At 63.5% G+C, this 22022-nt stretch carries 22 protein-coding genes; 4 read left to right on the top strand and 18 right to left on the bottom strand.

Annotated elements, in window-relative coordinates; genetic code table 11:
* Positions 1 to 35: 35 nt before the first annotated feature.
* The 15 genes from WDS16_RS19925 to WDS16_RS19855 all read right to left on the bottom strand — a co-directional run bounded on the left by WDS16_RS19925 (position 36) and on the right by WDS16_RS19855 (position 14021).
* Positions 36 to 716 (bottom strand): GntR family transcriptional regulator, encoded by a 681-nt coding sequence (locus WDS16_RS19925; protein WP_338887087.1) that lies wholly within the window; start codon positions 714 to 716, stop codon positions 36 to 38.
* Between the two features lie 81 nt (positions 717 to 797).
* On the bottom strand, positions 798 to 1970 hold the full coding sequence (locus WDS16_RS19920; protein ID WP_338887086.1) for a cation:proton antiporter: 1173 nt from the start codon (positions 1968 to 1970) through the stop codon (positions 798 to 800).
* A 33-nt stretch (positions 1971 to 2003) separates the two neighbouring features.
* Positions 2004 to 2486 carry a cation:proton antiporter regulatory subunit gene (locus tag WDS16_RS19915; protein ID WP_338887085.1) on the bottom strand — a complete coding sequence of 161 codons (483 nt, stop codon included), beginning with the start codon at positions 2484 to 2486 and terminating at the stop codon, positions 2004 to 2006.
* Between the two features lie 51 nt (positions 2487 to 2537).
* The gene (gene mihF, locus WDS16_RS19910) at positions 2538 to 2852 is read right to left on the bottom strand and encodes an integration host factor, actinobacterial type (protein WP_026347388.1); all 315 of its coding nucleotides are present in this window, start codon (positions 2850 to 2852) and stop codon (positions 2538 to 2540) included.
* 235 nt (positions 2853 to 3087) lie between these two features.
* Positions 3088 to 3558 (bottom strand): hypothetical protein, encoded by a 471-nt coding sequence (locus tag WDS16_RS19905; RefSeq protein ID WP_338887078.1) that lies wholly within the window; start codon positions 3556 to 3558, stop codon positions 3088 to 3090.
* Positions 3555 to 4760: an MCE family protein gene (locus WDS16_RS19900; RefSeq protein ID WP_338887076.1), complete on the bottom strand. Its 1206-nt coding sequence runs from the start codon at positions 4758 to 4760 to the stop codon at positions 3555 to 3557. Before WDS16_RS19900 ends, WDS16_RS19905 begins: the two co-directional genes overlap by 4 nt.
* Positions 4757 to 5737, bottom strand: coding sequence for an MCE family protein (locus WDS16_RS19895; protein ID WP_338887074.1), 981 nt, complete (start codon positions 5735 to 5737; stop codon positions 4757 to 4759). Before WDS16_RS19895 ends, WDS16_RS19900 begins: the two co-directional genes overlap by 4 nt.
* 43 nt (positions 5738 to 5780) lie before the next feature.
* Positions 5781 to 6854: an MCE family protein gene (locus WDS16_RS19890; protein ID WP_338887072.1), complete on the bottom strand. Its 1074-nt coding sequence runs from the start codon at positions 6852 to 6854 to the stop codon at positions 5781 to 5783.
* Positions 6851 to 7861 (bottom strand): MCE family protein, encoded by a 1011-nt coding sequence (locus tag WDS16_RS19885; RefSeq protein ID WP_338887070.1) that lies wholly within the window; start codon positions 7859 to 7861, stop codon positions 6851 to 6853. The genes WDS16_RS19890 and WDS16_RS19885 overlap by 4 nt, the downstream gene beginning before the upstream one ends.
* Positions 7858 to 8874: an MlaD family protein gene (locus WDS16_RS19880; protein WP_338887068.1), complete on the bottom strand. Its 1017-nt coding sequence runs from the start codon at positions 8872 to 8874 to the stop codon at positions 7858 to 7860. The genes WDS16_RS19885 and WDS16_RS19880 overlap by 4 nt, the downstream gene beginning before the upstream one ends.
* Positions 8871 to 10007: an MCE family protein gene (locus tag WDS16_RS19875; protein ID WP_338887066.1), complete on the bottom strand. Its 1137-nt coding sequence runs from the start codon at positions 10005 to 10007 to the stop codon at positions 8871 to 8873. Before WDS16_RS19875 ends, WDS16_RS19880 begins: the two co-directional genes overlap by 4 nt.
* Positions 10004 to 10774, bottom strand: coding sequence for an ABC transporter permease (locus tag WDS16_RS19870; protein ID WP_338893544.1), 771 nt, complete (start codon positions 10772 to 10774; stop codon positions 10004 to 10006). Before WDS16_RS19870 ends, WDS16_RS19875 begins: the two co-directional genes overlap by 4 nt.
* Before the next feature lie 92 nt (positions 10775 to 10866).
* The gene (locus WDS16_RS19865) at positions 10867 to 11676 is read right to left on the bottom strand and encodes an ABC transporter permease (protein WP_338887065.1); all 810 of its coding nucleotides are present in this window, start codon (positions 11674 to 11676) and stop codon (positions 10867 to 10869) included.
* Between the two features lie 3 nt (positions 11677 to 11679).
* Positions 11680 to 13224, bottom strand: a complete 1545-nt coding sequence (fadD5, locus tag WDS16_RS19860; protein ID WP_338887063.1) for a fatty-acid--CoA ligase FadD5 — start codon at positions 13222 to 13224, stop codon at positions 11680 to 11682.
* The gene (locus tag WDS16_RS19855) at positions 13221 to 14021 is read right to left on the bottom strand and encodes an enoyl-CoA hydratase (RefSeq protein WP_338887061.1); all 801 of its coding nucleotides are present in this window, start codon (positions 14019 to 14021) and stop codon (positions 13221 to 13223) included. The genes fadD5 and WDS16_RS19855 overlap by 4 nt, the downstream gene beginning before the upstream one ends.
* A gap of 232 nt (positions 14022 to 14253) precedes the next feature.
* Between WDS16_RS19855 and WDS16_RS19850 the strand changes: the two genes are divergently transcribed.
* A complete protein-coding gene (locus WDS16_RS19850) occupies positions 14254 to 15528 on the top strand; it encodes a TetR/AcrR family transcriptional regulator (RefSeq protein WP_338887060.1) in 1275 nt (424 codons plus the stop codon).
* Here the strand turns inward: WDS16_RS19850 and WDS16_RS19845 are convergent.
* A complete protein-coding gene (locus WDS16_RS19845) occupies positions 15522 to 16466 on the bottom strand; it encodes a DUF808 domain-containing protein (protein WP_338887058.1) in 945 nt (314 codons plus the stop codon). The genes WDS16_RS19850 and WDS16_RS19845 overlap by 7 nt on opposite strands.
* Before the next feature lie 95 nt (positions 16467 to 16561).
* On the opposite strand from WDS16_RS19845, the gene WDS16_RS19840 reads away from it, so the two are divergent.
* The gene (locus WDS16_RS19840) at positions 16562 to 17617 is read left to right on the top strand and encodes an alpha/beta fold hydrolase (protein ID WP_338887057.1); all 1056 of its coding nucleotides are present in this window, start codon (positions 16562 to 16564) and stop codon (positions 17615 to 17617) included.
* On the opposite strand, the gene WDS16_RS19835 is transcribed toward WDS16_RS19840, so the two are convergent.
* Both WDS16_RS19835 and WDS16_RS19830 read right to left on the bottom strand, forming a co-directional pair.
* Positions 17567 to 18502, bottom strand: coding sequence for an oxygenase MpaB family protein (locus WDS16_RS19835; RefSeq protein WP_338887055.1), 936 nt, complete (start codon positions 18500 to 18502; stop codon positions 17567 to 17569). The two genes, WDS16_RS19840 and WDS16_RS19835, sit on opposite strands and share 51 nt — an antisense overlap.
* Before the next feature lie 4 nt (positions 18503 to 18506).
* The gene (locus WDS16_RS19830) at positions 18507 to 20003 is read right to left on the bottom strand and encodes an aldehyde dehydrogenase family protein (protein WP_338887054.1); all 1497 of its coding nucleotides are present in this window, start codon (positions 20001 to 20003) and stop codon (positions 18507 to 18509) included.
* A gap of 162 nt (positions 20004 to 20165) precedes the next feature.
* Between WDS16_RS19830 and WDS16_RS19825 the strand changes: the two genes are divergently transcribed.
* Positions 20166 to 21308, top strand: a complete 1143-nt coding sequence (locus WDS16_RS19825) for an acyl-CoA dehydrogenase family protein (protein WP_338887052.1) — start codon at positions 20166 to 20168, stop codon at positions 21306 to 21308.
* The gene (locus WDS16_RS19820) at positions 21305 to 22018 is read left to right on the top strand and encodes a GntR family transcriptional regulator (protein WP_338887050.1); all 714 of its coding nucleotides are present in this window, start codon (positions 21305 to 21307) and stop codon (positions 22016 to 22018) included. The genes WDS16_RS19825 and WDS16_RS19820 overlap by 4 nt, the downstream gene beginning before the upstream one ends.
* The last annotated feature ends 4 nt before the right edge of the window (positions 22019 to 22022 follow it).

The following is a 22022-nucleotide window of genomic DNA, read 5'->3' as shown; positions in this document are numbered from 1 at the left end:
CACTGGCGGCGGAGCCCCCTCTGGCTTTTCTGTGACTAGGCCCCGCGGTGGGCGATGAGCCGCTCGGCCCCATCGGTGAACTGCTGGCGCATCAGCGTGCAGGCCCGCTCGACGTCGCCGATGCGGAGGGCCTCGATCAGCTCCTCGTGATTTCGTACCGCCGCCCGGCCCCACGTCGGATCGGACGCGTAGAGCCGCGTCGGGGTGTATCGGGTCGCGTTGTTGAGGAACCACGCCAGCTTGTTCGCGTCGGTGAGTCGGTTGAGCACTCGGTGGAACTCGAACTCACTGAACTCGACTTCCTCGGCCTGCCCCTTCTCGACCGCGGCGGCCAGCGATGCATTGAACGATTCGAGCTTCGAAATCACCTCGGCAGTAATTTTCGGGGCCGCTCGCCGCACGAGTTCGACGGCAATCTGCCCCTGCAACCAGAAGATGTCGACGATGTCCTCCGGGGTCAGCGGCGACACGACGTAGCCACGGTGGGGGACCAGCTCGACCATTCCCTCGCCGCGCAGTGTCAGGAGCGCCTCCCGCACCGGGGTGACGCTGACCCCGAGCTCGGCGGCAGTCTCGTCGAGCCTGATGTAGCTACCCGGAAGAACTTCGCCGGACATGACCATGTGCCGAACATGGTTTGCGACGTCCTCGGACAGCTGCGGGCGTCGGCGCAGCGCGGATTCGCCTTCCGATGAAGATCGACGCCGCGGAGTCATGTCGGTCAGCAAATCACACGGTGGGGTTACCGTGCTGGCGGCACCCCGAGAGGGCCGGACTACGGTCACCGCGACTCTCACTCACAGGGCGGGCTTTCGACCGATGGTTGTCCGGGCCAGCGGCTCCACCACGCGCGCTGCCACCGGACCCAGGATCGCCATCAGCAGCACGTAGGCGGTGGCCAATGCCGCCAGTTCGCCTTCGACCGCCCCTGCGGCGACCGCGAGCCCTGCGATGACGATGGAGAACTCGCCGCGCGCGACGAGCGCTGCGCCCGCTCGCAGACGACCAGGCCACCCGATGCCCTGACGCCCCGCAGCCCACGCACCCGTCACCACCTTGGTGCACGTGGTGACGACAGCGAGCACGACCGCCCAGCCCAGCACCGGGGGAATCGTCGCCGGGTCGGTTGCCAGGCCGAACACAACGAAGAACATCGCCGCGAACAAGTCACGCAGTGGTTCGAGCACACGGGTGGCGTTCATCGCCGTCGACCCGGAAATCGCGATTCCGAGGAGGAACGCACCCACCGCCGCGGACACCTGTAGTTCGGACGCGATGCCGGCGACGAGCAGCGCCGCGCCGAGGACATTGAGCAGCATCACTTCTCGGTCTTGGCAGTCCAGCACGGCCGAGACGAACCCTCCGTACCGCAGCGCCACCACCAACACGATGGTGACCACCAGCAGAGATACAGCGAGGGCTTCGAGCCCACCGAGAAGACCTGCCCCCATCAGCACGGTCGTCAGAATCGGTAGGTACACGGCCATCGCCAGGTCCTCGAACACGAGGATCGACAGCACCACCGGGGTTTCACGGTTGCCGAGCCGCCCGAGGTCGGTGAGGACCTTGGCGACGATGCCGGAGGACGAGATGTACGTGACGCCGCCGAGAACGAGCGCTCCGACGCCACCCCACCCGAGTATCAGGCCGACGGCGGCTCCCGGCGCGAAATTGAGAACGAGGTCGACGATGCCCGCCATCCACGATCGCCGTAGGCCAGTGACGAGTTCTGTGGCGGTGTATTCGAGCCCAAGTAGCAACAGGAGCAGCACGACACCGATTTCGCTGGCGAGTTCGGTGAATTCGTCGATGCCGCCGAGTGTGAGGACGCCACCGTTTCCGAACGCAAGTCCTCCGAGAAGGTAGAACGGAATCGGGGAGACGCCGAACTTGCCTGCAACGCGCGCGAGAAGTCCGAGTGCGAAGAACACTGCGCCGAGCTCGGTCAACGCGAGTGCGCTTTCCGCCATCGGTCGACCCCGTCTCTTCTCGCCCCGTCCGTCTCAGTTGTTGCCGAGAAGTTTGGTGGCTGCGTCGAGACCGTCGGCGGTGCCGACAGCGACCAGCAAGTCGCCCGCAGTGAGAGTGAAGTCCGGCGTGGGTGACGGTTGCACCTGGCCGGCACGCATCACCGCAACGATGGACACGCCTGTTTTGGTGCGCATCGTGGTGTCGCCGAGAGCTCGACCGTCGTACCGCGAACCTTCGCGGATCGGGAGCTGGCGAGTGTTGATGCCGGGGAGATCGCGATGCTCTTCCCCGAGTTGAGCAATGAGTTGCGGCGTGCCGAGCAGATTGCCCAGCGCCGCCGCTTCCTCATTGCTCAACGTGATCGACGCCTGTGTTGCGTCGGGGTCATCTTTGCGCGAGACGATGAGCTCGTTCGCGCCGTCTTTGCGGGTGATGACTCCGATGCGGCGCCCGGATGCGAGGGCGAAGTCTTTCCGCACCCCGATCCCGGGCAGCAGGGTCACTTCGACGTTCATGGGGGAAATGCTAGCCCCGTCGAGTGTGACCCGTACCGCACAAGCCCTGTATCAGGACGCGACGGCCGCCAGCAGCGCTTCACGCTGGTTTGCGCCGAGGCCGCCGATGCGGCGGGTATCTGCGATGGACAGCTGCTCGAGCAGCTGTGCGGCGCGCACCGAACCGACACCCGGAAGTGCCTTGATCAGGGCGGACACCTTGGTCTTCTTGACGATTTCGTCGTTCTCGGCCTTCGCGAGAACGTCAGCGACGCTGAGCTCGCCGGACTTGACGGCGGCCAGCAGCTTCGACCGGGCGGTGCGCGCCTCGGCAGCCTTGGCCAGAGCCGCGGTGCGCTGTTCCGGAGTCAATACTGGTAAAGCCATGGCCTTATCTCCTCGATAGTGGTGACCCGTCGCTTTGGTGACATGGTCGGGACCCTCTTGCATCGTGCCTGGTGGCTCCGACAATCTTTTCGAACGACACGCGTGTCATTCGAACTGGAGCCACCGTACCTTCTCAGTCAGGCTACGTGCTTTGTGATTGGGGGTGTGCCCCGACCAGCACTTCGGCCTTCGTGGCCGGCCTGCGATCATGTCAATGTCCGCTCTCGCGGCTATCTCACCGAGGCTCCGCTGAGGCAAGTAACCATCGATCACCGGAGCGCTCGAGACCGATCACCATGCGCGAGGAATCGGTGCGACCGCCCGGTACCGACAGGTTGCGAACCTCCTGATCGAGGAACACCGCGACGAGCGCATTCCGGTCGTCGATTTCGACGATTCCTGCGGTGACGACGTGGCCCGTCGACGAGCCCTGCCCACTCGTCAGCAATCCCTGCAGTTTCCCGGATACGTCGCGATACGTCTGGGCGAACTCCTCGGTGGATGCGGCGGTGACGCGGTCGAGGTTCGCACCCGAGTCGTCGAAGTCGTACGTCGCGAGTTCCTCGGTGTACTGCGTCGCCGACGCCAATGCCGTCGTCCGTAGGTCGTCGAGCTTGCGGTCGCCCAGGTGGAGGTAGCCGAGTACGGCCACACCGGTTGCGAGAGCGAGGATCACGAGCGCGGCCGCACTCTTGCGTACTGTCACTTCTGCACTCCTTCCAGGAGCTTCTTCCAGTAGTCGAGCGCCTCCACCCCGGTCGGGATGAGAAGGGGATCGTCGACGATCGGTGGGCCCGTGACGTTGCCCGGCGAGGTCGCGCCCGACAGGCCGAGGTCGTTCGGCCGTGGGGCGTTTGCAGAACCTCGCTGCGCAAGGTCTTCACCGGGTGGGCAGTACAGCGACAGGTCTGGACTACGCGGAGATTCGTCGCCGACGGTTCGCCGTTCGCTGTCGTACCAGCAGACCGGGCCCTGGGTGGCGACGAGCGTGAAATCGCCGCGGTCGCCGTGCACGATGGAGGTCAGCTTTTCCAGCGTTTCGGGCGTGGTCGACAGGAATGCCGACAGCGCGGGCGTGCGGTCCCCGAGAACATCGGTGACGGTCACGAGGTTGGTCATCAACGCGCCGACGGTGCCGCGCGTGTCGTCGAGGAGCCTGCTGGTTCTCTCGAGCGCGTCGGGTGATCGATCCACGAGATAGATCAACGACGGCTCCTGCGCGAGCAGCTGCTGAGTGACCTCTCGTGCCGCTGCGGCCGCACCGGTGACGCCGTCCGCCTGTGCCGCCGCCGCGTCGAGCATCGGTAGCGAGGAATCGACGATGTTCGCCAGCGCCGGGGCGTGGGACTCGAGCAGCAGACTGAGCGTGTCCACGTCGTCGAGCAGCTGATTCAGCGCGGTTCCGGTGCCGGCGAGCGCGGTTCCGGCGGTCTCGCTCAGCGTCGTGATGGACGCGGGGTCGATCGAGTCGGCGAGCGCCGCCATCTGCGTCAGCAATTCGTCCAGCTGTAGCGGGTGGAGCTCGGGTGGGACGTCGAGGGTGTCGCCGTCCGAGAGAAATGGGCCGTCCGCAGTGCTTGGCATGATGTCCAGGCTCATGATCCCCAGTGCGCTGCTGGTGGTGACCTTCGCGGTCGATCCGACTGGTATCGAAGTGCCTGGATCCAGCGCGAGATGGGCGTTCGCACCGTGTGGCGCAACGGAGATGTCGGTGATCGTGCCGACCGCGACACCCCGATACGTGACGCCCGCACCGACACCGAGGTTCATCGCGTCGGTCATCGGTGCCTCGAGGTCGATCGATCCGCGAAGGTACTGCGAGCCGAGCGCATAGTTGCTGCCGACGACCACAGCGAGGACAGCGGTGACGACGAACAGCACCAGCTGAATCCGCACGCCCCTGCTCATGGGTGTCCTCCCGGCACGAGCAATTCCTGCAGTGTCGCGGGAACGTCGGCGACGCGGCCGCCCGTCATCAGTTCTCCCACGGTCTCCGGCAGGTCGAGCGCGCCGTCGAACACGAGATAGTCACCATGAACTGCGCCGTTGAAACCGTCGATGAACCGGTTCATGTTGGCGAGCGTCGGAGTCACCGAATCGTTGAATCCCTGAATCGAACTCACGATGTCGGCGAGATCATGGACACCCGTCGTGAGTCGATCTTGATCGTCGACGAACAGAGCCTGCGCCGATGATGCCAAGGCCGAGGTGGAATCGAGGATCGAGGCAATGTGGTCTCGCTGGCGTACGAGCAACTCCATCGTCGGCGCAGCCACAGTGAGACCGGTGTCGAGCGCAGCCCTGTTGTCCGCAAGCGTCGCCGATACCGTCCCGGCTGCGGCCGGTACCCGATCGAATTCGACCTGGTGGTCAACTGCGTTCGCGGCGATTCTGTCGGCGCTGTGCAGGAGTTCGCGAATCTCCGGCCCGCGGCCGCCGAAAGCGTCGTTCATCTCGGTCATGATCGTCTGCAGCTGGTCGAGTCCGCTGCCGTTGAGAACCAGACCGAGAGTGGCGAGTGATGATTCGAGTTCCGGTCCGATGGAGGTGTTGTCGAGGACAGCGCCGTCGGTCAACGCATTCTGCGAGGGATCCTGCGGAAGCGTCAACCGTACGTAGGGTTCTCCCAACGCCGACGGGAGTTCGAGCGAGGCGGTCACGTCGGCGGGTAGTGGAACCGACTGGGACAGACTCAGTTCCACTAGCGCGTGAATGCCGTCGGTGGACAGGTCGTGCACTCGTCCCACCAGCTGCTGGCCGACCCTGACCTCGGTGCCGAGTCGGATTCGGTCGGCGCGAGGGAAGTTCGCGACGACGAGGTAGTTCTCTCCCTCGACCGAGCGACCGAGCGACCGATGGGCAGTTGGCCGAGCCCGAGGCTGCATCCGCTGAGCAGGAGGCAACTCGCAACCAGTGGAATCAACGGTTTCATCGCCCTCCTCCCAACAGCTGCGCGAGCCCGAGTGGATTCGAGGTGCTGATCGGAACGGGGATCGGATTGGTGATACCCGCTCCGGTGCAGATCGGCAGCGCCAGTTCCCGACACAGCGGGACGGCGACGGCGAACTGGTCCAGGTCGGTCGAGACGTTCAACCGGATTCGCGCGCGCTGGTCCTCGCCGATGGTGTTGCCGATGTTCTCCATCATGAGCGGAAGCAGGTCCACGAGTTCGGCGAACTGTGCGTCGTGGGCGGCGAACTGCCCGGTCAGTGTGCTGGCGTTCTGCAGCACCGCGCGAAGGCCGTCGCCGCGGTCGACCAACAGACGGTCGAGGTGGTCGAACATCGAGCGCAGCTGTGCGATGGGTTCGCCGATGTCGAGGTCTTGCTGCTGTATTTCCGCGCCGAGCTGCGCGAGGGAATCGGTCACCGACTGAACTGCGCCTTGACGGGATGCGACGGCACCGATGAATCGGTCGATGTTCTCGATGAGGGTGCCGAGTTCCTCGCTGTTGCCGCCGACCACCGCTGTTGCCCGTGAGATGTTGCCGATTGCATCGTTGATCTCCGGTCCGAGGCCCGCGGTGCCGTCGGCGACGATGTCCAATGCGGACCCGATCCCGCTCGCGCCTGCGGAGGATTGTGTGCCGAGTGCGCTGGCGACGGTGTTGACGCTGTCCAGGAGCTGATCCCAGTTGATCGGTGAGCGGTTGCGCTCGACGGGGATCACCGCCTCGTCCAGGGTCGGACCGCCTCGGTATGCAGGCCCGAGTTCGACGAAACGGTCACTGATGACCGAAGGATTCATAACGAACGCGCCCGCGTCCGCCGGGATGTCGACTCCGGATTCCACCCTCATCGTCACTCGTACCGACGTGCCCTGCGGGCTGACTGCGTCCACCGTGCCGACCGGAACACCGAGAACATGCACGGGACTGCCCGGGTAGATTCCGTTGATGTAGGAGAAATCCGCTGTGACGGTGGTGCTGTCGTCGGAGGCGAAGAAGACGAACCAGGCGCCGACAACGGACCCGATGGCGACGAGCGCTGCGAGGATCTTCATCCGCTGCACCCCTGCATACCGGGCACTTCGCCCGCAGCATGGTCGTCGAAGATGCCCAGTGCGCAGAGCAGGTTGTCGGGCAGCGGGCCTGCAGGGGCCGAGACATCGACCCAGTTGCCGTTTCCGGTGGCATCGGTGACGGCGCGGAGCCCAGCGGGAAGAGTCGTCAGTAGAGTGTCGATGTTGCGTCCGTTTCGGTCGAGTGTGTCGGTGACAGAGCGCATGTCGATGAGAAGCTGATCGAGTTCGGTGGCATTGCCGTCGAGAAAGGCCGACGCCGACTCGATGACCGTGCGAAGATCGGTCACCACGCCGCTGATGGCGGTTCGCCTGTCCGACAGCGTGTCCAGAACCAACTGAGCATTCCCGGGGAGTGTGCCGATCGACTCGCTCTCGGTCGCTACCGACCGTGTAAGTGACTGTGCGGCGTCGAGCAGTCCGGCAATCTTTTCGTCGTTGCGTGCAAGCACCGCCGAGGCCGTGCTGACGCCAGTGAGCGCGTCGGACACGACGGCGCGATCCGCGGGCACTGTCTCGCGCAGCGTGGACACCATCGATGCGAGTGCGGTGACGTCGAGTTCGGTGGCGACGGACTGAACCTCTGTGCCGATATCGTCGAGCGAGTAGGGGACGGAGGTGCGCTCGGTTGGAATGGTCCTGTCGTCGCCGACTGATCCGGTGCCGTCGGGAACGACGTCGAGATACCGCTTACCGAGGATGGTTCTGAGCTTCACGGCGGCGGTTGTTCGGTCGCCGAGCTCGCGGTCGCGGTCGAGACGGAAGTGTACGTCGACGTGGTCACCCGCAAGATCGATGCTGTCGACCCGACCCGCAGGGACACCGGCGACGAACACCGGATCGGATTCCGTCAATCCACCTGCATGAGCGAATTGAGCTGTGTAGGAACTGGTTCGAACTAGATACCAACCTTGCGGAATGACGAGGGCAGAGGCGAGTACTGCGATGACAGCCACAATTCCGATCGACCCGAGGCGTGCGGTGCTCATCGGCAGATCTCCGTGTGCGTTCCGCCGAAGATATTCACCTCGGCATCACCTGCCTTCAGGGTGAAATTGCAGGTGTACAGGTTCAGCCAGCCGCCGTAGTCACCGATATGGTTGATCGACTGTGCCAGTTCGGGAAGTACCGTCATGGTTCGGTCGAATTGTTCGGTCTCCGGAATCCACGATTGGGTGGTTGCGGTCAGATCGGTAACGGTCCGGTCGAGGGAACCGGATGCGCTCGTCAGCAGCTCGGCAAGTGCATGGATCGCTCCGGAGCCCTCGTCGAGCACGGTGATCACAGCGGTATTTCGGTCGGCGACGACCTGACTCATGTCGGTCAATCCGGTGATCAGTCGGGTGATGTCGGCGCCGCGCGAATTCATCGTCTGCAACACCGAATCGAGGTCGGTGATCAGTTCGGTCAGAACTTGCTCGTTGTCCGACAGGGCATTCGTGACGGACGCGATATGGCGAAGCAGCGAGTCGACCGTCCCTGACTCGCCGCTGAACGCATCCGTGATCGAGCGAGCCAGCGCATTGACCTGCGCTGGGTCGATGGCGTCGAACAGTGGTTTGAATCCGTTCACCAGTGCGGTCAGGTCTACCGGCGGTGACGTTCGATCGATCGGAATGCTGTCTCCGTCATCGAGTGTTCCGGTTGGATCGTCCGGGGCCACCAAAGCGAGGTACCGTGCGCCGAGCATGTCTCCGTACCGAATTGCGGCGGTGACATTGGCAGCGATCGGAACCGACTCCTGGACGTCGAACGTGACTACGGCGGTCGATCGTGAACCGTCGGTGGTGAATTCCACGCCTTCGACCTTGCCGATCCTGACACCCGCGAGGGTGACATCGTTGCCGGCACGTAATCCTTCGACGCCGGTGAACTCGGCGGTGTGCGTCGTCGTGTCCCCGGCTACCGGGACGCTGAGTGTGTTGGCGACGACGATCGTGGACAGAATCCCGGCCGTCGTGAACGCCGTGAGTGCGAACAGTGGGCGTCGTAGCGAGGTCATCGGATGCTCACTTCCGTCCCTCGGAGCAGGGGAGCAAGCAAGATCGTCGTGGCCGGGTTCAGTGGCTGCGGCGTTGTGGTTACGGTGTCCTGAATGTCGGCCAACGCACAGTTCGGTCCGTCGAGTCCGGGGTACTTCGGGCACTGCGCAGCCGTGTACGGCAGTGGCGAGGAGAAATCGGGAACGGCCGTGATGTCGAACCGTCCGCTCGCGAAGATCTTCGCACCAGCCGCTCCGAACGGCTCGAACATGTCGAGGGTCGCGGCCAGCCCCGAGGAGTACTCCGAAGTTGTCCGCAGCACAGGTGCACCGCTGTGGATCACGGTGATCGACTTCGAGGTGTTCTCCTCGGCGGCAATCGATGCCGTACTGCCAAGGACTGCTGCATTGGTCAACAGATTCTCGACGCCTCGTGACCGATCGAGCATGGTCTGCGAGAGCGTCGTCGTCGCCTCGACAGTGGCGAGGACGTCGGGGGATGCTGCGGCAAGGGCGTCGGCGACCGCGCGCGTCTGCGGAGTGTGATCCAGCACCGACTGTGCGCGAGGTTCGAGCATCGCGGTGAGCGCGGAAAGCCGATCGATCGTGGCGCCGAGACTGTCTCCGCGGCCTTGCAGGGCAGTGCTGATCTCGGTGAGGGCGATCTGCGCTTTGGCCGGTTCGAGGCTGTCCAGCAGACCGGTGACGCGGCGGTAGACCTCGCCCAGCTGGACTGCCTCGGCCGATGTATCCATCGCCAGGTGGTCACCGGAAGCGAGTTGGGACGGATCGGATCCGTCGTCGACCAGCCGTAAGTACACATCTCCGAACAGAGTTCGAGGCACGACCCGCACCGCCGTGGACGCGGGCACACCTGTGGCGTCGATCCGCATCGTCACCGTCGATCGTTCGATTCCGCTGTCGATATCGACAACTGTTCCGACCTGAACCCCGTTGTACTGCACTCCGATCTCGCCGATCAGCAAGCCCGCAGAGGCTGGGATATCGACGTGCACCGCGGTGCCACGGTCGAAAGCGCCACCCCCGTACGCAACTGCGGCGACAGCGGCCGCGACGATCACCACGCTTGCCGCAATTCCGCGAACGACGAGTGAAGCCCGGCTCGGTCCGAGCCTGCGCGGGGTAGCTGTCACGATGCACCGAGTCCAGGGACGGTGGGAACGATTCCCCATAGGACGAATGTCAGGAAGACGTCCGTGATTCCGATGGCGAGGATGGAGGTGCGCAGAGCTCGCCCTGCAGCCCTGCCGACTCCCTCTGGACCACCGGAAGCGTGAAAACCGTAGGAGCAGTGCACGAGTGCAACGATGACAGCGAACACAGCGGCTTTGACGACCGAGTAGGTCAGGTCCGCCGGAGTCAATGCCAGGTGAAAGTAGTAGTCGTAGGTTCCTGCCGAACTGCCGCCGAACGTGACGACGACCAAGCGTGTTGCGACGAACGTCGAGATCAGGCCGACCATGTAGATCGGCACGATGCAGACGACGGCTGCGATTACGCGTGTCGTGGCCAGAAACGGAATCGGGCGTACGGCCATCGAGTCGAGTGCGTCGATCTCGTCGGAGATGCGCATTGCTCCGAGCTGCGCGGTGAACCCGGTGCCGACCTTGGCGGCAAGGGCGATACTGGCGATGACGGGTGCGAGTTCGCGGGTGTTCGCGATGGCAGAGAGCAAGCCGGACAACGACGTCAACCCGATCAGCTCGAGGCCGCGGTACGTCTCGACACCGACCATCATTGCGGCGACGGCAGACATCGCAAAGACGATTCCGATTGTCCCACCGCCCGCGAGCAGCGAGGCGTACCCGAAGCTGACTTCACCTACATGCTGCGCCACGTGCTTGGAGTACCGCCGCAGCGTGAAGGGAATGGCTGCGACGGTCTCGGCGAAGAACGTCATGTGACGGCCCAGTTCGGCGAATGCCGTAGCAGCCGCGCGGCTTCGAATCTTCAAGCGATGAAGACTGTCGGAGCCTCTCAGGACGTAGGCCATCAGTAGGTCCCCACCGCTGGCACGACGACCGCATAGAGCTGAGAGAGCACAGTATTGACGACGAAGACCATGACGAACGCGAGCACGACGGCCTCGTTGACGGCGTCGGCGACACCACTCGGGCCACCCTTGGCGTGTAGACCTTTGAACGACGCGATCAGAGTCGACGTCACCGCAAAGCACACCGACTTGACCATTGCCATCGCGAAGTCGGAGACCCGCCCGTACTCACTGAACGTGGCGAGAAACGCGCCCGCGGATTGATCGGCGACGAAGACCTGATAGAAGAAGCAGGCGCCGACGCCCACGGCCGTGACCATTCCGCACACGACCACCGCGACGAACATCGATGCGATGAGCCTGGGCACGACGAGACGCGCCACGACGTCGAGGCCCATCACCTCCATTGCCGCTATTTCCTCGCGGATGGTTCGCGAACCCAAGTCCGCGCAGATTGCCGAGCCCGCCACTCCGGCCAGCATCAACGCACAGACGAGCGCTGCAGCCTGACCGACGACCACGAACGCGACGACAGCACCGGAATAGGCACCAGCGCCTAGTCTTCCAGCGAGTGAGCCGACCGACACTGCGATCAGCACGCCGATCGGGAGCATCAGCAACAGTGCCGGCACGGTGCACACCCGTGCGACGAACGACGCTTGCGTGACCGTCTCTTCGAGAGACAACCGTCGTCGTAGAATCGTCGTGACAGTCCGCGACAGTGCAGTCACCGAGAACGCGAGTAGGCCGCCGACCTGGTTCGCGAGATCGCGCGCCGGCGATGCGGCGGCGGGGAGTTCGAAACTCACCGGTCAGGCAGGCGTGGTCGAATGTGACTGGCGCAGAGCGACCTTGACGACCTTGCCGCTTGCGTTTCGGGGAAGTGCATCGAGGATGACGAGCTCCCGCGGGTGCTTGTAGCGGGCCAGGTGATCACCGAGCCACACGACGAGCTCGTCCAGGGTGAGGTCCTCGGAATCCTTCAGTGCGACAACGGCGACCGGTACTTCACCCCACCTGTCGTCGGGACGTCCGATGACGGCAGCTTCGAGAATGCGTGGGTGCCCGAACAGGACGTTCTCAACCTCGGCGCAGTAGATGTTCTCACCGCCCGAGATGATCATGTCCTTCTTGCGATCGACCACGAACACGAAACCCTCGTCGTCTTGACGGACCAGGTCGCCGGAGTGGAACCAGCCGCCGTGGAATGCGTCGGCCGTGGCCTCCGGGTTCTCCCAGTATCCCTGCATCAGAGTCGGTCCGCGATAGACGATTTCACCGATCTCACCGCGCGGGACATCGTTCATGTCGTCGTCGACGACGCGCGCCGCGATCGTCGGGATGACGCGCCCTACCGAACCCAGCTTGCGCAGAGCATCCTCGCCGTCGAGCACGCAGGTGATGGGCGACATCTCGGTCTGGCCGAACACCGCCACGTTCTGTGCATTCGGGAACGTTGCGGCCATGGCCTCCAATACGGTGTCCGACGCCGGTGCCGCACCCCACGAAATGACCCTCAGGTTCAGATCTCGTGGGTTGCGTGATTGCTCGGCGCACATGGCCTGCCACTGCACCGGAACGAGGAACAGGGTGGTGACCCGTTCGGCGGCAAGTACGTCCAGGAGGGTCGCCGGATCGAATGCTCCGACCGGATACACGACGGTCGGGATGCCCAGTTGCAGACTCGGCGCCAAGCTGCCGAGCGCGGCGATGTGGAACATCGGTGACGCGCAGAATCCAACCTCGTCGACACCGTGCATCTGCAGGGCCCGAATACAGGTCAATGCCTGGGCCTGCATGTTGGCGTGCGTCAGCACGGCGCCTTTCGGCCTGCCGGTGGTACCTGAGGTGTACATGATGAGCGCGGGGGCGTCGTCCGGGACGTCGACGGGCTCCGCACGCTCGGAGTCGGCAAGAAGTGCCTCGTACTCCTCACCGACGACGATCTTCTCGGTCAGGGAATCCACCTGTGCGACTACGGCATCGGCGAGCGGTGACAATGTCTCGTCGGTGACGAGAAGGTGTGAGCCACTGTTCTGTGCCAGGAACGCAACCTCGGGCGGTGTCATACGGAAGTTCACCGGAACCGCCAGTGCACCCAAAGCATTGATGGCCAGCACTGCTTCGAGGTACTCGGGGCGATTGAGCATCAGGATCAGTACTCGGTCGCCTGAGTCGACCCCTCGTCGGCTCAGGACGCCGGCACATCCATCGACACGATCGGACAACTCCGCCCAGGATGTCGACGCGCCCTGAAAGCGCAGCGCGATGGCATCCGGCTGCATCAGCGCGTGTCGTCGGACCTGGTTGTTCCAGTTGTTGCGGCGAGAGCGCTGTGGTTCGTCCAACACGGTCATGCCCCTTTCTTCTGTGGCGACTTCTTCTGCGGCGAGGCGAGTGCAGCGACGCGCCGAATGAACTCAGGTGATGTCAGCAATTCGATCTGCCCCTCGGTCTCTCGGCGCAGCGCATCGTCGAGCAACGCCAGCGTCGAATCTGTGATGGATCTCTTGGTCAGTTCGAGGGCTCGCCGAGGCAATCGGACCAACCTTGTGGCCACCGCGTCGACGCGGGCCCCGAGCTCGGCGCCGGGCAGGACGTCGTTGATCAGGCCGACTGCGAACGCCTCCTCTGCCGGCATCCGCTCCGCCAGCAGCATGAGCGCGTTGGTTCGCGCGCGTCCGATCGCCGCCGGAACCAGCACGCTGCTCGCCCCGTCGGGCATGAGACCGATCTTGCTGAAAGCGAACAGAAAATATGCGTCCTCGCTCGCGTAGATCAAGTCGGATGCCAATGCCATCGACGCGCCGATGCCAACTGCAGGGCCATTGACCTGCGCAATAACGGGCACCGGGCAGTCGGTGATCGCCCGGACAAGCGCCCCCGCACGATGCATCGCGTGCTCGGCTGCCTGCCGCGCCTCGGCATCGCTGGCGGGTCTTGCGGTGGCCAGTTCGACGACGTCGGCGCCGGCACTGAACGAGCCTCCGCTCCCGGTGAGCACAACGACGCGAACGTCGTCCTCGCCGAACTCGAATGCCGAAATCAGTGCTCCGCACGTGGCGTCATCGAGCGCATTCATATACGACGGCCGATCGACGGTGACGCGGAGAATGCCGTCGGAGAGTTCGGTTCGAAGTCCTGGAGCTGTCATGGTGCAGCCGTTTCGGTCGGAGTTGTGCGATGTTGTGCGATCAACGCGAACACGAGCGATATGCGAATCGTCGCTAACTTAGCACTCGAATCATCTTTGATGTCAAGGAATCCATGACAATCATCGAAGTCGCGCGAGTACCTTTGCCGAGACGTACCGTTGGTCGACGATGGGGCAACAGTCTGCGGGTAACCTGGCGGGGGCGCAGATGGCGAACGAGAGAGGTGGAACCATGACCGACACAGGACGTGGAACGACCTCCAGTACGGTTCAGCCTGGTCATTCCGCAGGCTCCACTCCTGCAAAATCTGGTCATTCCGCAGGCTCCACTCCTGCCCCTGCCCCCCGACGACGGCCCAAGGATCGCAAAGCTCAAATCCTGACCGCCGCGGCCGAGGCATTCAGTGCGCGCGGCTACCACGCCGTGGGGATCGACGACATCGCCGCAACGCTCGACATCTCAGGACCTGCTCTCTACAGGCACTTCCCGACGAAGTACGCCCTGTTCGTGCACACGGTCATGGGTCTCTCCGGAACATTGCTCTCTGCAACAGATCTCGACGCGGACGCCGAGGATCCGCGCGAACAGCTCGACGCCGTCATGACGGCCATCATCGACACAACCATCGACAATCGACGAACCGGTGGGTTGTATCGATGGGAGGGGCGCTACCTTGCTCCGGCGGACCGGCTCGCGCTGCGTCGCTCGGTCACGGTACTGAATCAGCGTGTTCGGACTCCGCTGATGTACGTGCGTCCGGAACTATCGGAGGCTGACGCGTCGACCATAGCGGCCGCGGCGATCAGTGTGGTCGCGAGTATCACTGCACACCGATCGGTGTTGTCCGTCAAGCAGATCGAATCGCTGCTGCTGTCCACGGTTCGCAGTGTTCTAGCAGTAGATCTGCCGGAGCTCACCGATGATCAGCCATCTGTCATTACCGTCGGCGGGTACGGGTCGAAGAGAGAAGAGTTGCTTCACGAGGCAATTCGGCTGTTCTACCGCCACGGTTACCACAGCGTGAGTATCGAGGATATCGGTGCTGCCGCAGGAATAAACGCGTCGAGCGTCTACCGGTACTTCGCCAGCAAATCCGATCTCCTTGCCGCTGCGTTCCAACGTGCGAGCGATGGGTTGACGGTCGCGCTCGACGAGGCGTTCGCCCAGTCGACGACCACCGAGGATGCGATCGAGACTCTCGTCGATCTGTATCTCGAGTTGTCTTTCGAGCGAAGCGAACTCATGGCCGTGTACTTCGCAGAAATCGGCAATCTGCCCAAGGAACAGCGCTCCGCGCTGCGTAATCTGCAGCGGTTGAACATCGAGAAATGGGCACAACTGCTCAGCGAGGCGCGCCCCGATCTCGCCGCGGTGCAGGCGAGATTTCTGGTGCACGCGGCCCTGGGGTTGGTCTTCGACATGGGCCGCCTCGTGCACTTCGATCTCTCGCCTGGCCCGGCAGGTCGGGTGCGTCAGCTGATGCTCACAACACTGTTGGGTCAGTGAGCAGTAGCTTTTCGCTTGTCGAGCACCTTGGTTACACCTAGCTGCGCGAGAACGACCAGAGCGCCGACGAGCAAACCCAGCAGAGCCGACGCCAGCGTGTTGACTATCCACGCGAGGATGGAACCGATTCCGGCGATGCCTCGAACAGCTTCTTCCCCGTGGTGGACCAATTCGTAGAGCGGATGGAATCCGAGTTCGTCGATCCCGACGAGAAGGATATGGCCACCCACCCACAGCATCGCTGCGGTGCCGACGACACTGAGGACCGACATGACCTTCGGCATTGCCTTGACCAGGCCGCGACCGAACTTCTCGACGAAACCCGAAGAATTCTCCGCGAGCCGCAGTCCGATGTCGTCCATCTTCACGATCAACCCGACGACGCCGTACACGATGATGGTGATGACGACCGCGACGACCGCAAGAATGATCAGCCGGTTCCAAAAGCCCTCGGACGCAATCGTGTCCAGCGCGATCACCATGATCTCGGCAGACAGAATCAGGTCGGTGCGCACTGCGCCGGAGACGACACTGTCCTCGTCCTTCGGCTCGTCGGCAGCCTCGGCATGGTGTTCGCCGTGCCCGAATACGACACCCCAGATCTTGTGGACCGCCTCGTACGCGAGGTAGCAGCCGCCGAGCATCAGGATCGGTGTCAAGAGCCAGGGGAGGAACTGACTCAGGAGCAGTGCGATCGGAAGGATGATCAGCAACTTGTTGCGAAGCGAGCCGATCGCGATGCGTTTGATGATCGGGAGTTCCCGTTCGGCGGCGAGTCCGCGCACGTACTGCGGCGTCACCGCGGCGTCATCGATCACGACGCCCGCAGCCTTGGCCGTCGCCCTGCCCGTAGCTGCCCCGACGTCGTCGATCGAGGCCGCCGCGAGTCGCGCGAGCGCGGCAACGTCGTCCAACAAGGCAACGAGTCCACCCGCCATCACTGGCCTCCTTCAATGTGTTCCGAGCGTGTGAATGAACGATACCGCTTGCTTAGGTAATGCTTTGGTCAAGTCGAATTGTTAGCATGCGTCACATGATGCTGACCCGAAAGAAGATTCTTGGTCTGTCCGTGTCGTTGCTCGTATCGGTGGGAGGGGCGACGGCACATGCTGCTCCGATCAACGTGCCCTGGTCACCGGACGCATCGGCCGACACCGAGATCGAATTCGAGTCCGACGGGACCACGTACTACGGAAGTGTTCGCGAAGCGGTCGGCGAACGCCGAGGCGCCGCGCTGATTCTTCCGGGCAGTGGGCCGATCGATCGCAACGGGAACTACGTCGACGGCGGCATCACTCCGAACACTCTTGCGTACGTCGCCGAGGTACTGGCCGAGCGCGGCGTCACCACGTTGCGGTTCGACAAGATCGGAAGCGGCCGAACCAGCATCGACCCGGCCGACCCGCCCAGTTTCACCGAGCAGGTCGATGGAGCCCAAGCCGCAGCCGAGTTTCTCACCGACCACACCGGACTTCGCGGTGACGACTTCGCTGTTGTGGGCCACAGCGAAGGTGGCCTCACCGCGCTCGCGCTGACCGAACGCATCCCCGACATCGGGAAGCTCGGACTGCTGGCGCCGCTGTCTCTCCGATACTTCGATCTGCTGCACGCGCAGCTGAACCGCAATTTCGACGCGGCCGTCGCCTCGGGGCAGATCCTTCCGGCCGACGCCGATGCACTGCGTAGCCGTCTGGACGAGACGATCGCCGAGTTGCGTGCGGGGCGTTCGCTGCCCTACCCCGACGACGAGGTGTTGGCCGCGGTCGGGTTCAGTGGAAGCAACGCGCAGTTCCTCGCCGAAGCGGACGCGGTGGACCCTGCCGCCGTGGCCCAGACTCTTCCAGCGGATACCGATGTGCTGCTGACGTGCTCCGAGAAGGACCTCAACGTCTCCTGCGGGCAGACTGATCGATTGTTCGACGCACTGGCCGGAACCGACGTCGACTACGCACGGCTGATCAACGCGTCGCACATGCTTGCCGAGTTGGGGCCGTTGCCGGCCACCGGTCTCGACATCAACGTTCCGCTGCCCCTGTCGTCAGAGTTTCGAGGGGTGCTCGACGGCTGGGCGGGGAAGGCTTTCGCCTGATTTCTCCGACGAGTACGGACAGTTCAGTGCACCCAGGTCCTTCGGCCTGTAGTTGCCCGGGTAGCCGGGGTAGGTCTTGTTTCCGGCGTCGTCGGTGCTGCGGGAGCGTTTGCGTGTAGGCAGGAAACGCTCGCTGCGGGCCCGCAGACGCAAGCTTGCCTCGGCAACGCGCCTCAGACCGGGGGAGCCCGCGGGGAAGCCGAACGCGGACGCCATCCTGTCGTCCATCAGCGCGTAGACACCCCGTCGTACCGCCGGATGCACGGCGGCGGGGAACCACGAGCAGAACAGTTCGAGGGTATACGTACCGACCTTGTGGTTGTCCTCGGTGAAGCGGAACGTGTGCTCCTCGTAGTCGAGCTTGAACTTCGCGAACTCGGTGAAAGATTCCGGAATGTTCTTGATACCCATGCGAATTCCGACTTCGCGGTAGAAGTGGAAAGCCGCGAGGCGCTCCTTGGGGTGCAATCTGCGCCACCCGTAGTTGTCGATCCAGTCGATGGGTTCGTAGATGAACGTGGTCAGCACGTACAACATGTCGTCGTTGTCGATGGTGTACTTTCCGTGCATTCGATTGACTGTGCGAAGCGCCTCGCGTCCACGTTCGGAGTCGTACCCGTGTTCGAGCATCTCGGCCATCAGGAGCGAGGTGTCGTCGTACCGCTTCTGTGGGCGGTCCCGAAATTCGCCGGTCTTCTCTAGAAGCTTGGAGATGCTGGGCACGCAATAGGTTCGGAACAATGCGAATTCGAGTGCTCGCGTGTAGTCCCAAGGGAATTCGTAGCCGGCGGTGATGCGGTGGATGGTGTGGCAGTCCGTCACCGGGTCCAGCTCTTCGATGCGTCGAAGCCAGCCGAAGCGGCCTCTTTTCGGGGTGATGTCCATGCCCTCAGCTCCGGCCGTGGCGAAGCTTCAGCATCAGCGCGGAAATTTTCAGATCACGTGCCTTGCGCTGCATGGTCAATAAATTCAGGGGTGCCGCGAACTTCTGCACGGTAAGGGATTTGACGGTGCTGAATTCGCGGAGACCGTCGGCGCCGTGAATTCGACCGAACCCGGAGTCGCCGGTACCACCGAACGGAAGGGCGGGGATCCCAGCGAATCCGAGAACGGAGTTGACGGTGACGACACCGCAATCGAGCTTGGCTGCTGCACGACGACCCGCTGCGGTGTCCTTGGTGAACACCGACGCGCCGAGGCCGTACGACGACGCGTTTGCACGTTCGATGCCTTCGTCGAGGTCGCGCACCTTGTTCACCACCACGGTGGGCCCGAACGTTTCCTCGGTGATGGCCGTCGAATCCTCCGGCACATCCGTCAGGATGACCGGGTCGATGTACGGACCGTGCAGAGATTCCAAGCCGCCCAATACCGCGCGCCCGCCCTTGGCAAGGGCGTCCTCGATCTGCGACCGCACGATCTCGCTCTGCTTGCCGAGCGTCATCGGGCCGTACGACGAGGTGGCCGCGCCGCCGGGTTTCAGTGCTTTCACCGACGTCGTGAGCTTGTTCACGAAGGCGTCGTACACCGGGGCTGCGACGTAGATGCGTTCCACTCCGGCGCATGTCTGGCCGGCGTTGCCCATGGCGCCGAACGTCGCGAACTCGACGGCTGCGTCGATGTCGGCGTCAGCGCCGACGAGCATCGCATCCTTGCCTCCGCATTCTGCGACGAGTGGAGTCAGCGATGCAGCACACGTCGCCATGACTTTCTTCGCCGTCGCGGTCGAACCGGTGAATGCGATCTTGTCGACGCCTGAGGTGCACAGTGCCGTTCCGGTCGATCCGTCGCCGGTGACGGTTTGGAAGACCGGATGTGCTGCGGCGAGCGAATTCCATTTCTCGGCAAGCCAGACACCGACGCCGGGAGTGAGCTCACTCGGCTTGAACACCACGGTGTTTCCCGCCGCGAGCGAGTACGCGATGGACCCCATCGGGGTGTAGAGCGGGTAGTTCCACGGTCCGATCACGCCCACGACTCCGAAGGGTCGGTAGCCGACGAAGGCCTGCTGGTTCGCGCTGATGAGGCCGGAGGACACCTTGCGCTGTTTCAGTACCTTCTCTGCATTGCGGGCAGCCCAGTCGATGTGCTCGACGCCCAACATGATCTCGAGCATCGCGTCCTCGGCCGGCTTGCCGCTCTCGGCGGCGATGACGTCGGCGAGGCTCTTTGCGTCCTTGGCGATGGCGCTCTTGAACTCGAGAAGCCACCGCTTGCGACCGGTGAAGCCCTGGACGTCCCACCATCTGGCCGCGGATCGGGCGCGCTCGACTGCCGCGCGAACTTCGGTCTCGCCGTCGATGGGGTAGCTGGCGAGCACTGTGCCCGTCCGTGGATCGAGGCTGTCGAAGGTGCGGCCTTCTATCTCTACGACCTGGTCCGTCATGGGTGTACATCCTCCGCAGGCTCGGTTTTCGGATCAGTGCGGTAAATCGCATCACATATATTTGATGTGATTTACTGTTGTGAAGCTCACACTATGCGTCGTGACCTGTCGATGACAACCTCTCGGAGCACCGACCGGATCCCTCTACCGTCTGGAGCAACCATGAGTACGGACTTCACCCCGGAACAAGCGTCGTTCGCCAAGGCCATCGCAGCATTCTGCGCGCGGGAGACAGGGAGCCGCGAACAGCGCGATGCGCTCACCGAGCACGGCAAACACACGCACAACCAGGACCTTTACGAGAAGATGGCCGAGCTGGGGTGGCTCGGGGCGACCATCGGGGAGGAGTTCGGGGGCGCCGATGGCAGCACGGTCGACATGTGCATTCTTCTCGAAGAGGCGGCCAAGGGAATGGCCCCGATCGGTGGAATCGGACCCACGCTCATCACCGGAGCTGCGTACGAGAAATTCGGTACACCCACACAGAAAGCGGTAGTGCTCGGCGGAATCGTCGCAGGCAGGAGCTACTCGATCTCGATGTCCGAACCGGAGGCCGGATCGGACGTCGGAAATCTGAGCTGTCGGGCCGAGAAGACCAGCGACGGGTGGCTGATCAACGGCCAGAAGACATGGTGCTCCAATGCGCACTTCGCGGACCGGATCTTGCTGGTAGCCCGAACCAGCCGCGGTGAAGGCAAGCATGGGGGCATGACGATGTTCGATGTGCCCGCCGATGTGGACGGCCTCAACATCGTCGGGATCGACACGATGGGTGGCAAGGAGGTCAACGACCTCTACTTCACCGACTGCGTGCTGCCCGAGGAAGCGGTTGTCGGAGTCGAGGGTCAAGGGTGGTCGCAGCTCATGACCGGGCTCAACATCGAGCGATTGATCCTGGCGGCGATGATGCTCGGTACCGCGCAGAGAGCATTCGACGACACCCTCCAGTTCATCACCCAACGTAAGCAGTTCGGTCGGCCCGTCGGAACTTTTCAAGCCCTCAGGCACCGAGTGGCGGACCTCGCGACCGAGATCGAATGCGGTCGATTGCTGGTCTACCACGTCGCCCGGCTCGTGGACGAGAACCCCGGCAAGTTGTTCCCTCGGGAAGCCTCGATGGCAAAGCTGAAGCTCACCGAGACGGCCAAGAAGGTTGCGCTCGAGGGTATGCAGATGATGGGTGGGTACGGCTACGCCACCGAGTTCGACATGGAGAAGCATGTCCGAACCACCCTCGTCTCATCGATCTACGGCGGTACCAACGAGATTCAGCGCGACATCATCGGCAAGACGTACGGGCTGTGACTGCACCGGAATTGGCGACGACGGGTCCGGCGGTGAAAGGGCTGGCGGTGAAAGGATTGCGGCGTCGACCGCAGTTGTCCGAAGACGTTGCCGCGCATATCCGCAGTCAGATCATGTCGGGGGTGCTACGGCCCGGCGTGTTCGTGCGGATCGACGACGCTGCAGCGGAGTTGGGGGTCAGTGCCACTCCGGTGCGGGAGGCGCTGGTGTCCCTGCGTGGGGAGGGGCTCGTCGAGCAGGTGCCCAACCGCGGCTACCGCGTCGGAGAGCTGGACCGTGACGACATCGAGGACATCTTCTGGCTGCAGGGTGCCATCGCGAGCAAGCTGGCTCGCCGGGCGGCACGCGTCATCACAGAGGCGCAGATCGAGGAACTGACGGGCCTCAATGCTCGGCTTCGTGACGCCGTCGCACGCGCGAATCCCGATGCAGTCGAGACGGGAGTTTTCGAATTCCACCGGTTCGTCAACAGAGTCGCGGGCGGACGAAAGCTCGCTTGGTTCCTCTACGGAGCGATCCGCTACACGCCGACCAAGCTGTACTCGGCGTCGGAGTCGTGGGGTCGAGAGGCCGTTGCCGGTCACGACGCGTTGATCGACGCCTTCGCGCGCGGAGACGTCGAAGCGGCCGGTGAGCTGATGGGTCGGCAGTTCGCGGACGGGGCGGAGCATTTGGTTGCCTACCGAGAGAGGATGGCGCCTAGATCGTAGCGGG

This window comes from Rhodococcus sovatensis, assembly GCF_037327425.1.
GTDB classification, from domain to species: Bacteria; Actinomycetota; Actinomycetes; order Mycobacteriales; family Mycobacteriaceae; genus Rhodococcoides; species Rhodococcoides sovatense.
This window is presented reverse-complemented; position numbering and strand designations above follow the sequence as displayed.